This is a genomic window from Nocardia sp. NPDC003269, assembly GCF_042888005.1.
Taxonomy (GTDB): Bacteria; Actinomycetota; Actinomycetes; order Mycobacteriales; family Mycobacteriaceae; genus Nocardia.
Genome location: NZ_JBIAPA010000006.1, coordinates 77,508 through 91,444, shown reverse-complemented (window position 1 = coordinate 91,444; position 13,937 = coordinate 77,508). Strand labels below are relative to the sequence as shown.

Below are 13,937 nucleotides of genomic sequence, written 5' to 3'. Positions count from 1 at the left end.
TCCTCTGGTCAGGACACCAGGTTCTTCCGCAGTTTCATCAGGGTCCAGCCGTCGAGCCCGAGTCCGTCGGTGAGGTACTTGCCGAAGTCCCCGAACTTCTCGTCGATCTGCGCGAGCGCGACCTCGAGGTAGTCGTCGCGGACCTCCTGCAGGGGAATCAGCAGATCCGGGTTCTGCATGATGCCCGCCTGCTTCAGCTGGGCCCGCAGTGCGGCGTCCGCCGCCGCCCGGTACTGGTTCGACAGCAGGTAGTCCTGCCGCGCCACCGATTCCGGCACGCCGACGGCGCGCAGCGTCACGTAGGACAGCCAGCCGGTCCGGTCCTTACCGGCGGTGCAGTGGTACAGCGTGGCGTTCCCGGTGTCCGCGAGATCGCGGACGGACTGCCCGAACTTCCCCAGCGCGTCGGGGGTGAAGAAGTTGAGGTAGACGTTCTGCATGATCTGCTCGGCCTTGCCGTCGCCCAGCATGTTCTGCTGCTGCACCGGGTCCTTCGACGAGATCGCCTGGTACATCTTCACGAACATGCCGCCGTCGTCGATCGGCCGGGCCACCAGCGCGGCGCCTGCGGGCAGCTTGTCGGCCCCCATCGACTGGATCTCGGCCGGGGTCCGGAAGTCGATCACCTTCCCGACCTTCAGCGCCGCCAGCTTCTGCAGATCGGCATCGGTCAGCTTGGCGAGCGCGTCGGCCCGAACGAGCTTGCCGGACTTGACCTTCGCCCCGTCGTAGGTGATGTACCCACCCAGGTCCCGGACGTTGGCGGCGCCCTGCAGGTCGATCCGGGTGGGCGCGCCCCCGCCGGGGGCGGCGTCGGCCGTGCCGACCAACCCCACCGCCACCAGCCCGACGGCCATCAGCGGTACGGATACCAACGACAACAACGACTTCCGCTTCCGCGTTACAACTGAATTGCTCATTCGCGAGACGCTAGGGGCGCCCGGCCGCCTCTCCGCTGCTTCCCGGAACGGGGCACCGTCCAACAGGACTCGCGACCCGGTCACCGAGATCGGGTGTTTCACCCCGCCGCCGCGACCGCGCGGCTTGGGCGGGGCGAGTGGGCGGGCTAGGTTGGCAGGTGTGTCGATGATGAAAGGCGCCAATGTCGCGGTCCCCGCTGCGGCCGTCCGCGTCGAACTCGGGTGGCGGTCGGGGGCCGGGGTGCCCGACGCCGACGCGTCCGCGCTGCTGCTGGCCGGTGCGAAGGTGCGCTCCGACGACGACTTCGTCTTCTACAACCAGGCCGTGCACCCATCGGGCGCGGTGCGCCACGAAGGAAAACAGCAGGGCGACATCGTCGTCGACACGCTGTCGGTGAACCTGGTCCAGGTGGAGCCGCAGATCGAGACGATCGTGCTCGCCGCCTCCGCCGACGGCGGCACCTTCGGCCAGTTCCACGGCCTCTACATCCGGGTGCTCGACGCGGCCACCGGCGCCGAGGTCGCCCGCTTCGACAGCACCGGGGCCACCACCGAGACCGCCTTCGTCCTGGGTGAGCTGTACCGCCGCCAGGGCGCGTGGAAGTTCCGCGCCGTCGGCCAGGGCTACGACTCCGGCCTCGCCGGCCTGGCCACCGACTTCGGCATCACCGTCGACGACGCCCCCACCCCACCCTCGGCCCGACCGCAACCGGCCCCACCGCACTTCGCGCCCGCCCCACCGCCGTACCCGCCGGCCGGGCAGCCCTCCGCGCCGCCGACGCAGCCGTTCGCTCCGGCCGAGCCGAACCAGCCGCAGCCTTCTGCACCGCAGCAGTACCCTGCGGGTCAGCAGCACTTCGCGCCGCAAGGGCAGAATTCTGCCCCGCCCACAGCGCCACCGGTGAACCTGGGCAAGGTCTCGCTCACCAAGGAAGCGCCTTCGGTCTCGCTCACCAAGCACGGTGCCACCGGTGGCGTCATGCGGGTCAACCTCAACTGGACCTCGATGGCCGCGTCCGGTCGCCTGTTCGGCAAGCTGCGCGGCAAGAACATCGACCTCGATCTGTGCTGCTTCTTCGAGCTGGTCAACGGTGCGATCGGCTCCGTGCGCGCGCTGGATCGCCGGTTCGGCGCGCTGTACGAACCGCCGTTCATCCACCTGGACCAGGACGACCGCACCGGCGCCAGCATCACCGGCGAGAACCTCTCGATCAATCTGGACTACACCCGGTTCTTCCGCCGCATCCTGGTGTTCGCCTCGATCTACGACGGCGCGAGCGATTTCCGCGGCGTGCACGCCACCGTCACCCTGCACCCGGCGAACTCGGCGCCGATCGAGATGACCCTCGACGGCTGCACCGACAACTCCCGCGACGCCGTGCTCGCCGTGCTGGAGAACGTGAACGGCGAGCTGGTGGTCCGGCGCGAGGGCACCTTCGTCCGGCCGCCTGCCGGTCAGCCGGGCGGCGGCGTTGTGGAGATCGCCCGGCTCTACCACTGGGACTTCGGTTTCCAGGCGGGCCGCGGCAAGTGATCCGACATCCCGCGACCCGGGTCATGAACGCGCTGGTCTACCACCCGGACAAGCATGTCGCCCAGACCCCGGCTGCCTTCGGCCTCGACTACCGCGATCTCACCATGCGCACCGCCGACGGCGTCGACGTGCACGGCTGGTTCGTGCGCGCCGACCGCCCGCGCGGGCACATCCTCTACGCGCACGGCAACGCGGGCACCATCGGCGACCGGGTGCCGATCATCGCGCTGCTGGTCCGGGCCGGTTTCGACATGCTCGCCTTCGACTACCGCGGTTTCGGCCACAGCACGGGCGCGCCGGGGGAGCAGGGCACCTATCTCGATGCCAGGGCGGTCCGCGCCGCCCTGCTCGACCAGCCCGGGGTCGACCCGGAGCGGGTGCTGTACCTGGGCAAGTCGCTCGGCGGCGGCGTCCTGCTCGAGCTGGCCACCGAGCACCCGCCCGCGGGCCTGCTGCTCATGTCGACCTTCAGCAGCATGCGCGCGGCGGCCCGCTCGGTCTATCCGTTCCTGCCCGCGCCGCTGATCCCGAACGCGTACCCGAGCCTGCGCCGGATCGCCGAACTCCGCGTGCCGGTGCTGATGTTCCACGGCGACCGGGACGAACTGCTCCCGTTGCGTCACGCCGAGCGCCTGTTCGCCGCGGCCGGGGAGCCGAAGGAATTGGTCGTCGTGCCCGGCGCGGGTCACAACGACGTCATCGACGCGCTGGGCCCGGCGTGGCCCCGGCGCATCGTCGAATGGACCGACACCTTCCTGGCCTGATCGCCTGGGCCTGTCGCACCGGTCTGCGTAGCCTGGCGGTATGAGCGAAACGAGCGAGATCCTCGGTCACCTGGCCGCGCTGCCGGACGCCGAACTTGTGTCGGTGCTGCGGGCCGCCGTCGCCGGGCGGCCCGGCCTCGGCGCCGTCGCCGCCGCGCTCGCCCAGGTCGAGGCCGGTCATGCCGAGACCGGTGTCCCTGTGACTCTGGACACGGATGTCCTGGACGCCGATGTGGTGTCCGTCGCATCGGAGCAGGTCGGAGGCGCCATGCCGGTACCGCCGGTACCGCATGGCCTGCCCGGAACGGCCGCACCCACTGCGACCGGCGGGTATTCCACTTCCGGAGTGCCGACATTCGACGCGGTTCGCGATAAGGTCGAGCAGCGCTTCGGCACCGCGCAGGGAATGGGTGAGCTCGACCGGCAGACCCCCGCGGGTCGCAGTGCCGACGAACAGTGGGAGGCGCGGGAGAAAGCCGCGCGCGAGCGTCTGGACCAGATCCGGAAATCGATGCAGCGCAACGATTCCGGAGCCGACGACAAGTAGCCGCAAGGTCTCCCGTCCGATGCAACGACCGTGATGGGTGGACCCGATGACGCAGGCGCGCCAGATCGCCGAACGACTACTCGACGCGCAGGTCGAGTTCCTGCTCGCCGAGGTGACCGGCGAACGGTTCGCCGAGGTGATCGCGCGCGACGTGGCCGCGGTGCTGGCCGTCGGCGACACCATCGTCTTCGGTGACGTGGTCTCGCTCGAACAGGGCGAGGAGACCGTCGCGACGGTCTTCGACCGGATCGGCGGCAGCCCCGTCATCGCCGACACCGTCGGCATCTTCTCCGACGCGATCTACGACCACATCGCCGCCAACACCGAGTACACCCTCGGCGATGTCGTCGACCGGGAGCCGGTGGAGGCGCTGCTGGAGAAGATCTTCGGCATGCACCAGGCCCAGGAGCGCATCCTGGACCGGCTCACCGAGAGCCCGCTGGTGGCCACCGTCGCGGCCCGCTTCGTCGACAAGCTGATCGGCGATTTCATGCAGGCCAATCGCGAACGCGCCGAGAAGATCCCCGGCGTCTCCTCGCTGATGTCGCTGGGCCAGTCCGCCGCGAACCGCGCCAAGAAGGTCGCCGACAACACCTTCGTCGGTGACCTCGCGGGCAAGGGCGCCCTGTTCGCGCTCAAGCGCACCAACAACGCCATCCGCGACATGCTGCGCGACGCGCCGGTGCACTCGGCGGCCATGGAGTTCTGGGACCTGCACGCCGACGAGCCGGTGGCCGGCCTGCGCGAGTACCTGACCCAGAAGGACCTCAACGAACTGGTCCAGATCTGCTACGAGATCGCGGTGACGACCAGGGAGAAGGAATACTTCGGCATGCTCGTGCGCGAGTGCGTCGAGGTGTTCTACGACAAGTACAGCAAGCACACGCTCGCGTCGATGCTGCCCGAACTCGGTCTGAGCGCCGAGGACATCGGCACCGAGATCCTGCGCTACGGTCCCGCCGTCATCGAGTCGGCCAAGCGCAACGGTGTGCTGGCCGGGCTGATCCGGGAGCGGCTCGAGCCGTTCTTCTTCTCCGAGCAGGTGCTCGGCATTCTCGCCGGCGAGTAATCACCGTTCGGTCTCGAAATTCCGGAATGACCCGGGGATTCGTATTTCGTCTCGCTATCGTTCATTTCGGAGCGGTTGACGCGCGCGCGTTTCCGGTCGGGCACCGGAAACGCGTCGCCGGAAATGTGGGCGGCGTCACGGCCGCTATCAGTCGCTATGTGTCGCGCATCGAACGGGCCGGTCACGCAATTGCGGTGGGGGCTGTGAGCTTTCGGACACAGAAAGCCCCGTTGATTTCCGGCATGTTGAGATCAGTGCACGAAACACGTTCTTACGCTGTCCCGGATTGACCCTGCCGTCCGGGCAGTGCAAGTTGACACCTGACTTTCAGTGGGCCGCCGGGAAATCCACCCGCCGGTGTTTCGAAGGAGCAGGTGGTGCGTTCACATTCCCGTCGGCAGGCCGCGGGCGGCAGGCTGATCCGGCCGCGCACCATCTCCGGGCAGCTCGCCCGGATCCTGGCCGTCTCGCTGGTGCTGGTGCTCGCCCTGCTCGGCCTGACGATGGCGGGGCAGATCAGCGCCTTCCGGCGCAGTGGCGAGACCGTCGACGCGGTCGCGGTGGCGCTGGCCGCCCAGGACCTGGTGCACCAGGTGCAGCGCGAACGCGGCCTGAGCAACGGTCTGCTCGGCGGCGACCAGCGGCTGGTGGCGCCGGTCACCGAGCAGCGGGCGGGCACCGACGCGGCGCTGCGGAATCTGGCTGGCATCATCGCGGCCGATCCGCCCGGCGCGGGCGAGGTCCGCTCGGCGCTGGGGCATCTGGCCGGTCTGCCCGGCGTTCGCTCGCAGATCGATACCCGCACGGTCTCGCGCCCGGCGGCCTTCCAGTTCTATTCCGACAGCATCGACGCGATGAACCGGTTGGCGCTCGGCCTGGACCAGGCTCGCGATCCGGCGGTGCGGCACGGCTTGCAGGCGCTCTACGCCCTCGGTGACGCCAAGGAGTTCACCGCGCGGGAGCGCGGCTTCCTCAACGGTGTGTTCGCCGCCGGGGAGTTCGGGCCGGGGGAGTACGTGCAGTTCCTCGATATCCGCGCCGCCCGCAATGCCGCGCTCACCCAGTTCGACCGCGACGCCACGCCCGCCCAGCAGGACCGGCTCGACGCGGTCATGGCGGGGGAGAGCGCCACGCTGGCAGCCGAATCGGAGAACGTCGCGATCGCCTCCACGGCGGGTCCGCTGACCCAGCTGGTCGACCCGGCGGTGTGGTGGTCGCGGATGACCGACGTCATCGACGAACAGCGCGTCGTGCAGCAGGCCGTCGGTGACGACGTGCGTGCCCGCGCCGAAGACCTGCGCCGCGACGCCGCGCTGATCCTGGCCGGCTTCGCGCTGGCCGCCCTGCTGGCGATCGCCGCCGAGGTGGCACTGGTGTTCGCGAGTATCCGGGCCATCGTCCGCCCGCTGGCCCGGCTCGCCGCCGAAGCCGACGACGTGGCGTCGAGCCGGCTGCCCGAGGTGATCGCCGCGTGGCGCGGGTCCGCCGACAGCCGCCCCGAACCGCCCGCGCCCGTGCGCACGCCGCCGGGCGCCGGCGCCGAGATCGGCGCGGTCGCCGGTGCGCTGGACCGGGTGCAGTCCACCGCCTTCGACCTGGCTTCCGAGCAGGCGCTGGTGCGGCGCAACACCACCGAGTCGATGGCCAACCTGGCCCGCCGCAACCAGAACCTGGTGCGCAGGCAGCTCGGCCTGATCAGCGAGTTCGAGCGCGAGGAACTCGACCCGAAGGCGCTGTCGAACCTGTTCGAACTCGATCATCTGGCCACCCGCATGCGGCGCAACGCGGAGAGCCTGCTGGTGCTCGTCGGTGAGGCGAGCCCGCGCCGGTGGGCCGAGCCGATCGCGCTCACCGATGTCATCCGGGCCGGGTTGTCGGAGGTCGACGACTACCGCCGGGTGGTGCTGCGCCGGGTCGACGACATCGCGATCGCGGGCGCGGTCGTCAGCGAACTCGCCCATGTGCTGGCCGAACTCATCGAGAACGGCCTTGCCTTCTCCCCGCCCGACCTCGAGGTCGAGGTCTACGGCCGCAAGGTGGCGGGCGGGTATCTGCTCGCCGTCGTCGACCACGGTGTCGGCATGCCCGCCGACCAGCTCGCCGAGGCCAATGCGCGGCTGCGCGGCGAACAGGACTTCATCGTCGCCTCCACCCGCTACCTCGGGCACTACGTCGTCGGCAGGCTGGCCGGCCGCCTCGGCATCGACGTGGAGCTCAACACCTCCCCGGTCAGCGGCATCGTCGCCCGCCTGCTGCTGCCGCCGAGCATTCTCGTCGACGAGAGCGCCCGCCCGGCCGAACCGGCCGCCGCCCGGGACCGCTCCGGCGCGCCGGAATCCGGCCGCGCGGACGTGCCGCCGGGGCGCAACGGCACGGCCGTCGCGCCGGACGTCGCCGGAGCCGTTGTCGTGCAGGACGATTCCCGGTCGCCGTCGCCGAACGGGATCGCGGAGCACTGGCGGTTCGACGCGCCCGACCGATCGCGGCACAGCCGGAACCCCGACTCCGCTCCGCTCAACGGCACTGCCGCCCCCGGCGATTCGGTCTACGCGCAGTTCCTCAGCAGCACCACCAATGCCATCGGCTACCACGGCACACCGAACGATCCGGCCCCGGCGATCCCCAGCGCGGGCGATCACCCACGCGACGGCGGAGCACCGGCATCCGCCGACCCGAGCGGCGCGCGTAACGGTGTGGGACCGGCGTCGTTCGGCACGAACGGCGCCCCCGGCGCGGATCGGGTGCGCAACGGCGTGCACCCGCCGGGCGCGCACCCGGTGCGCCCCAGCACGACTCCTACCACCGACCGCGGCCGCAACGGCGTGGCGCACGGTGACTCCGCGGAGGTCGCGCGCGCCGACGCGCCGACGCCGGGTATCCGGCACGACCTGGCGGCCGTCGACCCGACCGGCCCCGCCGCCGTCGAACGCACCCGCAACGGCCTGGTGAAGCGCAGCAAGCGTGCCAAGATCACCGGCTCGCCCGACCGTCCGCGCCGGGAACCGGTGCTCCGCGAGGACCGGCCGCCGGTCGTCGAGCGGACCCCCGACCAGACCCGCACCATGCTCTCGTCGTTCCGCACCGGCCACGAACGCGGCGGCGACACCACACCCGGTACCACCCCGCACGATCCGACCCACTGACCGATCGGACCCGACCACAGGAGCTCCCGGTGACCACCCATCTACCGACCGCCGATCCCCACACCTTCAACTGGCTGCTCGGCAACTTCGTCCGCAACACCGACGGCGTGCGCGACACTGTCGCCGTGTCCTCCGACGGGCTGCTCATCGCCATGTCCGACGGCCTGGACCGCACCGGCGCCGACCGGTTGGCCGCCATGGTGTCGGGCCTGTCCAGCCTCGCCCGCAGTGCTTCGCGCAGTTACGATTTCGACGGCCTGAAGCTGATCATGATCGAGATGAAGCGCGGATTCCTGCTGGTCTCGGCGCTCGGTGACGGCAGTTGCCTCGGGGTGATCGCCGACGGTGGCTGCGATGTCGGCCTGGTCGGCTACGAGATGGCGGTGCTGGCCGAACGCGCGGGTTCGCTGCTCGACCCGCGGCTGATCGGCGAACTGCGAGAGTCGTTGCGCAGATGAGAGATCCCGATCGTCCCCGGCTGCCCGATCCGCGCATGATCCCGATGAACCGCCCGACCGGCTGGCGCGAGGAGCTACCGCCGGTCCCGGTGGCGCCCACCGACAGCGAGGACGTCGACGATCGCTTCGTCCGGCCGTTCGTGGTCACCGCGGGCCGCACCGTCCCGGTGCTGGACGGGCTGCGCATCGAAACCCTCGTGCAGGCACCGCCGTCCGCGCTGTCGGCGCCGCTGCGGTTCGAGGAACGCACCGTCGTGCAGTTGTGCCTGCGACCGCACTCCATCGCCGAAATCGGTGCCGCCCTGCGGGTTCCGGTCGGCATCGCCAAGGTGATCGTCAGCGACCTGGCCGCGGCGGGCCACGTGTCGGTCCGCGACGCCCCGGAACTGTCGACCGCCGCCATCGAGAGGATCAGGGATCTTGTTCGCGCACTCTGAATTCCGTACCGCCGCACCGGCGATGCCGTCGTCGGTGAAGATCGTGGTCAGCGGCGGCTTCGGCGTCGGCAAGACCACCTTCATCGGCGCCATCTCCGAGATCGAGCCGCTGGTGACGGAGGCGTCGATGACCGAGGTGTCGATCGGCGTCGACGACCCGGGCCGCCGCGCCGAGAAGACCGCCACCACCGTCGCGCTGGATTTCGGCCGGATCACCCTGGACCAGTCGCTGATCCTGTACCTGTTCGGCACCCCGGGGCAGGACCGTTTCGTGTTCCTGTGGGACGACCTCGTCGACGGTGCGCTCGGCGCGGTCATCGTCGTGGACACCGGCCGGGTCGAGGACTGCTATCCCGTGCTGGACTACTTCGAGGAACACGACACCCCGTTCGTCGTCGTGGTCAACCGCTTCGACGACGCCACCCGCTTCGACCTGACCGAGGTCCGCGAAGCCCTCGGCCTCGACGACTGGATCCCCGTGCTGGACTGCGACGCGCGCGACCGCGACTCGGTCCGCGATGTCCTGGTGGCCCTGCTCGAACAGGTCCTGCTGCATCGCGTCCAGCCCCGGCACCGGGAGGTGAGCTGACCCACCCCCCGGTGCCCGGAATCAGCGTCGATGCAGGGTGAGGTCCCATCGGGCCAGCCGGAGCGCGCGGTCGGTGACCTCGACAGATGTGTCGGTGAAACGGTTGCCGCCCAGGGTGTTCCGGACGAAATCGCGCACCGCGACCGGCTGGGTGTCGAGCGTGGCCAGCAGCTGCTGGGGTACCTCGATCGTGGCGTCGAAGACGCGCGGCTGACCGGTGATCCCGGGCTGCTGCGGGGTCTGGCGCAACCCGTCGACGGTGTGCAGGACGAGGTCGACACCGGTGCCGTCGGTGAAGTCGACGCGCAGGGGAGTGGGGGACACGGCCGGGTCGAAGGAACGCACCTGGGCGGTCCAGCCCTGGGACGCCGCGCCGAGATAGTCGTAGGGCGAGGCCGGTCCGAGCGTTTCCGTCGCGCGGCTGATCGGCGAATTCTCCAGTGCCGCACCGGTGAGCGGCTGATCGGTGGGCACGAACGACCACGCGGGATCGGTGAGCATCTTGCGCCAGTACCCGGTGCGCCCGCCGTCGCGGCCCTCCACCCGGAGCTCGCGGGCGGCCGAGCCGGGCGCGGTCCGGTGGACGGAGATGCGGTCGGTGATCTCGCCGGGCACCTTCGGCTGGGCGACCCAGTCCGGCGCGGGCAGCTGGATCGCGGCGTAGCGGGTGTCGACGCGCTCGGCGAGCATGTCCGGCGCCTCGGGCAGCCCCCGCTGGTCCTCGTAGGAGTAGCGGAAGAACACCTTGTCCGCGCCGGAGATGTCGAAATCGTAGAGCCGCGTGTAGAAGTCACCGAACCGGTTGACCACCAGCGAAGTCGACGCGCTGGTCGACAGCGCCACCGCCTGGAAGCGCCCACCCAGTGGGGTGCCCATCTCGTAGCTGTGGTCCACCGGCAGCCACGGATCGACGTACTGGATCCGCTGACCACCGTGGGTCAGGGCGAACACGTGCGAGACCTTGGCCCCGCCGACCGGATGCTCGTTGCCCGCCGTGTCGGTCCAGACGTGATCCTCGGTGGGTGACAGCACCGACCACGACCAGGTGAGCGTTCCCGGCGGGAGCGTATTGCCCGCCCCGGTCCACAGCGGCGTGCCGTAGCGGCTGCTCCAGTTCCAGTCCCTGGGCGCGCTGAGCGCGTGATCCATGGTGATGAACCGGCCGTCGCGGTCGATCATCATCACTTCGTCGTCGTCGGCCGAGACACCGGCGATCGTGCCGGCCAGACAGCCCGGCAGCGTCACGGTGCGCCAACCACCCACGGCGGCGGCCTCTTTCACGTACACCGCGCCGTCACGGGTGGCGAAGGTCCAGCGCCGGTTGAACGACTCGGTGGTCGAGCGGAAGTACACCTGGTCGGGCAGGGCGACCGTCGCCGGGGCGAAGTCGGCCAGGCCCGCGGTGGATTGGTCGACCGTCACCTCCGGCGTGCCGACGGTGCCGATCGGCAGACAGCCCGGGTCGGCGACGGTCGCCGAGGGAGCTGTCACCGCGGCGAACACCAGTCCGGCCGCCGCGAGCAGCGCGCCACGCCGGACGGCGTGCCCGCCCCTCACAGCCACCCCGCCGCGCCGAAGACGATCAGCGCGATCGCGTCGATGCCGAAAATGGTGCCGACCACCAGCGCTTTACTCCGCACGCTGGGCAGGTCGTGCACGTAGAAGCAGGCGGCGAAGAACGGCACGTAGCCGATGATCCAGATGAGGAACGGGAAGCCCGGCTGCCACCACGACCAGTCCCAGGTGAGCACGCCCGCCTTGTTCAGCACTACTTCGACCCCGACCGCCGCGGCCGAGTTCACCGCGATGAGCACCGGCCGGTTCGGCAGCCCGAAGATCCGGGTCTCCTTGGGCGGCAGCATCTTCGCCGCCGCGACGCCCATGATCGCGAACATGAAGCAGATCTCGATATTGAGCCCGATCAGGATCTGATACGCCGTCGGCCCGCTCGCGCCCCAGACCGGCGCCCGGTCGGTCACGTGGAAGACCAGCGAATTCCAGATCTCGTTGAACCAGTCCATGCCCCACAGGGCCAGGCCGGCGAACAGCACGTTCCAGTTCCGGCGCTCGACCTCGACCGAGTAGACGTAGATGACCAGCAGTAAGAGCGGAATGACATACCACTTGAACTGCCCCGCATCGCGAAGAATCTCCAGCGCTGCCCGTGCGTTGTCGGTCACCGGGCCACCTCCTGCTCATGATCGACGAACTCGGCGAGTATGATACAAATCAACATCGAACGTCAATGTGTATCACCGAATTCGTCGGTGCGCGGGGGAGGCGATCGCTGCGAGGCGAAGACTCGTTCGCCGCAGCGGATTTCGTGCGGGGTGCGGTCTGTCGCGACCGCACCCCGCAGGCTCAGCGGCTGCCCAGCGGCGTGCCGAAGAGGGTGGCGAACTTCGCCGCCAGGGTGTCACCGAGGAAGCCGAGCGCGCCCGGCGTGGCGGCCATGGTGCCCGCGTCGGAGATGGTGCAGCCGGTCGGGGCGGGGACGCCGTCGAGCCGGTCGCGCAGCCACAACAGCGCCGCCGGACCGCCGACCACCTCGGCGACGATGTGCTCACTGGCGTGGTCGCGGGTGTAGGTGAGCGAGGTCTTCGGGTCCCGGCAGTACGTGTCGACCAGGGTGTTCGTCGCGCCCAGCGGCAGGATCTCGTCCCACGCGGAATGCCACACGAACATCGGCATGTCGGGGGTGGCCTTGCCCATGCGGGTGTCGTCGAGCATCGCCGCGACCGGCGGGTCGTCCAGGGGGTTGCCGTCGGAGCCGATCATGCCGGTGAGGTTCAGGAACGGCAGCAGGGCCGACTGGTACTGCACGCACAGCGGCGACTTGATCGCGGACAGGCCCTTGCCGAGCGGATCGAGCCGCTGGTCGAGATAGGCGGCGAAGTCCGGGTACTCGCGGGTGAGGCCGAGGACGGCCGCGAAGACCAGGCCGGAGGTGAGCTGGTTGTTCGCCATGCTCAGCGCGGCACCGAGATCGGCGCCCACGCCGCCTTCGGCCGCGCCGACGATGTTCAGCTCGGGCGCGTAGGTGGCCTTCAGCTCGGCGGCGTGACCGGTCGCGATCGAGCCGCCGGAATAGCCGTACAGGCCGACCGGCGCGGTCGGTCCCACCTCGAGCGGCGCGAACGAGGTCGCCGCGCGAATGCCGTCGAGGGTGATCCGCCCGGCCAGCGGACCGGCCGCGTAGGCCGAATTCGGGCCCTGGTGATCCGGCACGACGACAGCCCAGCCCTGCGCCAGCGCGGCCTGGGCGAACAGGAATTCGGCGGGCACCACGATCTGGCCCGCGAGCGGGGCCACCGAAAGATGTTGCAGCGCATAGGACGGCGCGCAGTAGCCCGCGGTGGAGTCCTCGGCCAGCTGTACCGAGAGCAGCTTGCGCGGCGCGGGTGCCTGGCCGCGCGGCTTGATCACGGTGGCGACCGCCGGGATCGCCTCGTCGCGGCTGTTGTTGGAGCGGTAGGACACCTGCCAGGCGTCGACATCGATCGGCAGCAGGCCGAAATCGGCGACGCGCACCTGCCGGACGGCGATGATCGCGCCCGGCGCGGTGGCCGCAACGACCTCGGCGGGCGGCAGGTAGAAGCCCGGATCGAGTTCGGGCGGGAGGGGAATCACCGGCGCGGGCGCCACGGCGGCCGGTTCGGCCGCGACCGGCCCGGCCACCAGCACCGTCGCGGCCGCGAGCGCGCCGGTGACCAGGGCCATCCATCGCAGAGCGAAGGGAGATCTCATCGTGCACAGTCCTCACGTGAATTGAGACGCCTTCGTCTCAATGACGGCTACTATGGCACGGGTGTGGTGTAGATCGCAATCGGCGGTCGGACTACGCGGCGGTCAGCGCGTTGAGCAGGGTGGAGAAGACATCGACGAGCTCGTCCACGGGTGGCCGCGGGTCGTCCATGCTCCACTGATGCACCGCGCCGTTGACGGCGCCGATGAAGGCGGCCATCGCGACCCGCCAGCCGCCGGGCGGGGTCCGCACGCCCTCGCGCCCCTGCGCGATCGCGGCGACCACCTCGCCCCACTGGTCCCTGACCTGCGCGCGATGCGCCTCGATCGCCGGGCTCACCCCAACGATCTCCACGAAAGCCACGGTGACGCGCCGGATATCGTCGGTGATCGCCCTGGTGTAGGCGCGGACCGCGGCGTCGATGAGCGCGCGCAGGTCGTCGGTCTCGGCCGCCGCCAGCGCCGCGGCGACCGCCTCGCGCGCCCTGCCCTGCACCGAGTCGTAGACGGCGACCAGCAGTTCCTCGCGCCCGGCGAACTGCTCGTAGAACTGCCGTCGTGACAGTCCCGCCGCCGCGCACACGTCGGTCAGCGAACTGTTGGCATAGGACTTCTCCGCGAACACGGTCAGCCCGGCCTCGATGAACAGCGCGCGGCGCTCGATCTGCCGTTCGGCGACCGAGGTGCCGGTGTAGTTGTGCCGGGTGCGCGCTGTTGTCACGACATCGACCC

General features: G+C 70.2%; 13 protein-coding genes. 8 read left to right on the top strand and 5 right to left on the bottom strand.

Annotated features, from left to right (window positions below):
- Positions 1-8 precede the first annotated feature (8 nt).
- Positions 9-881: a tyrosine-protein phosphatase gene (locus ACFYWJ_RS32990; RefSeq protein ID WP_355281619.1), complete on the bottom strand. Its 873-nt coding sequence runs from the start codon at positions 879-881 to the stop codon at positions 9-11.
- Between the two features lie 205 nt (positions 882-1,086).
- On the opposite strand from ACFYWJ_RS32990, the gene ACFYWJ_RS32985 reads away from it, so the two are divergent.
- The 8 genes from ACFYWJ_RS32985 (at position 1,087) to ACFYWJ_RS32950 (ending at position 9,461) form a co-directional block, all read left to right on the top strand.
- Positions 1,087-2,454 (top strand): TerD family protein, encoded by a 1,368-nt coding sequence (locus ACFYWJ_RS32985; protein WP_355281841.1) that lies wholly within the window; start codon positions 1,087-1,089, stop codon positions 2,452-2,454.
- Complete coding sequence (locus tag ACFYWJ_RS32980; RefSeq protein ID WP_355281621.1) at positions 2,451-3,218, top strand: alpha/beta hydrolase; 768 nt, start codon at positions 2,451-2,453, stop codon at positions 3,216-3,218. The genes ACFYWJ_RS32985 and ACFYWJ_RS32980 overlap by 4 nt, the downstream gene beginning before the upstream one ends.
- A 40-nt stretch (positions 3,219-3,258) precedes the next feature.
- Positions 3,259-3,765, top strand: a complete 507-nt coding sequence (locus ACFYWJ_RS32975) for a hypothetical protein (protein WP_355281624.1) — start codon at positions 3,259-3,261, stop codon at positions 3,763-3,765.
- A gap of 46 nt (positions 3,766-3,811) precedes the next feature.
- The gene (locus ACFYWJ_RS32970) at positions 3,812-4,834 is read left to right on the top strand and encodes a hypothetical protein (protein WP_355281626.1); all 1,023 of its coding nucleotides are present in this window, start codon (positions 3,812-3,814) and stop codon (positions 4,832-4,834) included.
- Between the two features lie 377 nt (positions 4,835-5,211).
- A complete protein-coding gene (locus ACFYWJ_RS32965) occupies positions 5,212-7,977 on the top strand; it encodes a nitrate- and nitrite sensing domain-containing protein (RefSeq protein ID WP_355281629.1) in 2,766 nt (921 codons plus the stop codon).
- Between the two features lie 29 nt (positions 7,978-8,006).
- A complete protein-coding gene (locus ACFYWJ_RS32960; RefSeq protein WP_355281632.1) occupies positions 8,007-8,435 on the top strand; it encodes a roadblock/LC7 domain-containing protein in 429 nt (142 codons plus the stop codon).
- Positions 8,432-8,872 (top strand): DUF742 domain-containing protein, encoded by a 441-nt coding sequence (locus ACFYWJ_RS32955; protein WP_355281634.1) that lies wholly within the window; start codon positions 8,432-8,434, stop codon positions 8,870-8,872. Before ACFYWJ_RS32960 ends, ACFYWJ_RS32955 begins: the two co-directional genes overlap by 4 nt.
- A gap of 43 nt (positions 8,873-8,915) precedes the next feature.
- Positions 8,916-9,461 (top strand): ATP/GTP-binding protein, encoded by a 546-nt coding sequence (locus ACFYWJ_RS32950; protein WP_378832926.1) that lies wholly within the window; start codon positions 8,916-8,918, stop codon positions 9,459-9,461.
- A gap of 21 nt (positions 9,462-9,482) precedes the next feature.
- Here ACFYWJ_RS32950 and ACFYWJ_RS32945 read toward each other — a convergent pair whose 3' ends face one another.
- From ACFYWJ_RS32945 to ACFYWJ_RS32930, 4 genes are all read right to left on the bottom strand, one after another.
- Positions 9,483-11,024, bottom strand: coding sequence for a hypothetical protein (locus tag ACFYWJ_RS32945; protein WP_355281636.1), 1,542 nt, complete (start codon positions 11,022-11,024; stop codon positions 9,483-9,485).
- Positions 11,015-11,641 (bottom strand): hypothetical protein, encoded by a 627-nt coding sequence (locus ACFYWJ_RS32940; RefSeq protein ID WP_355281639.1) that lies wholly within the window; start codon positions 11,639-11,641, stop codon positions 11,015-11,017. The genes ACFYWJ_RS32945 and ACFYWJ_RS32940 overlap by 10 nt, the downstream gene beginning before the upstream one ends.
- Positions 11,642-11,822: 181 nt before the next feature.
- A complete protein-coding gene (locus ACFYWJ_RS32935) occupies positions 11,823-13,208 on the bottom strand; it encodes a lipase family protein (protein ID WP_355281642.1) in 1,386 nt (461 codons plus the stop codon).
- Positions 13,209-13,299: 91 nt separating this feature from the next.
- Entirely contained in the window at positions 13,300-13,926 is a 627-nt protein-coding gene (locus ACFYWJ_RS32930; protein WP_355281644.1) for a TetR/AcrR family transcriptional regulator, read from the bottom strand.
- Positions 13,927-13,937: the final 11 nt, after the last annotated feature.

Excerpts from the sequence above, each read along its gene's own strand:
- ACFYWJ_RS32985 (WP_355281841.1), top strand. The coding sequence starts at position 1,087 with ATGATGAAAGGCGCCAATGTCGCGGTCCCCGCTGCGGCCGTCCGCGTC.
- ACFYWJ_RS32975 (WP_355281624.1), top strand. The coding sequence starts at position 3,259 with ATGAGCGAAACGAGCGAGATCCTCGGTCACCTGGCCGCGCTGCCGGAC.
- ACFYWJ_RS32970 (WP_355281626.1), top strand. The coding sequence starts at position 3,812 with ATGACGCAGGCGCGCCAGATCGCCGAACGACTACTCGACGCGCAGGTC.
- ACFYWJ_RS32955 (WP_355281634.1), top strand. The coding sequence starts at position 8,432 with ATGAGAGATCCCGATCGTCCCCGGCTGCCCGATCCGCGCATGATCCCG.
- ACFYWJ_RS32935 (WP_355281642.1), bottom strand. The coding sequence starts at position 13,208 with ATGAGATCTCCCTTCGCTCTGCGATGGATGGCCCTGGTCACCGGCGCG.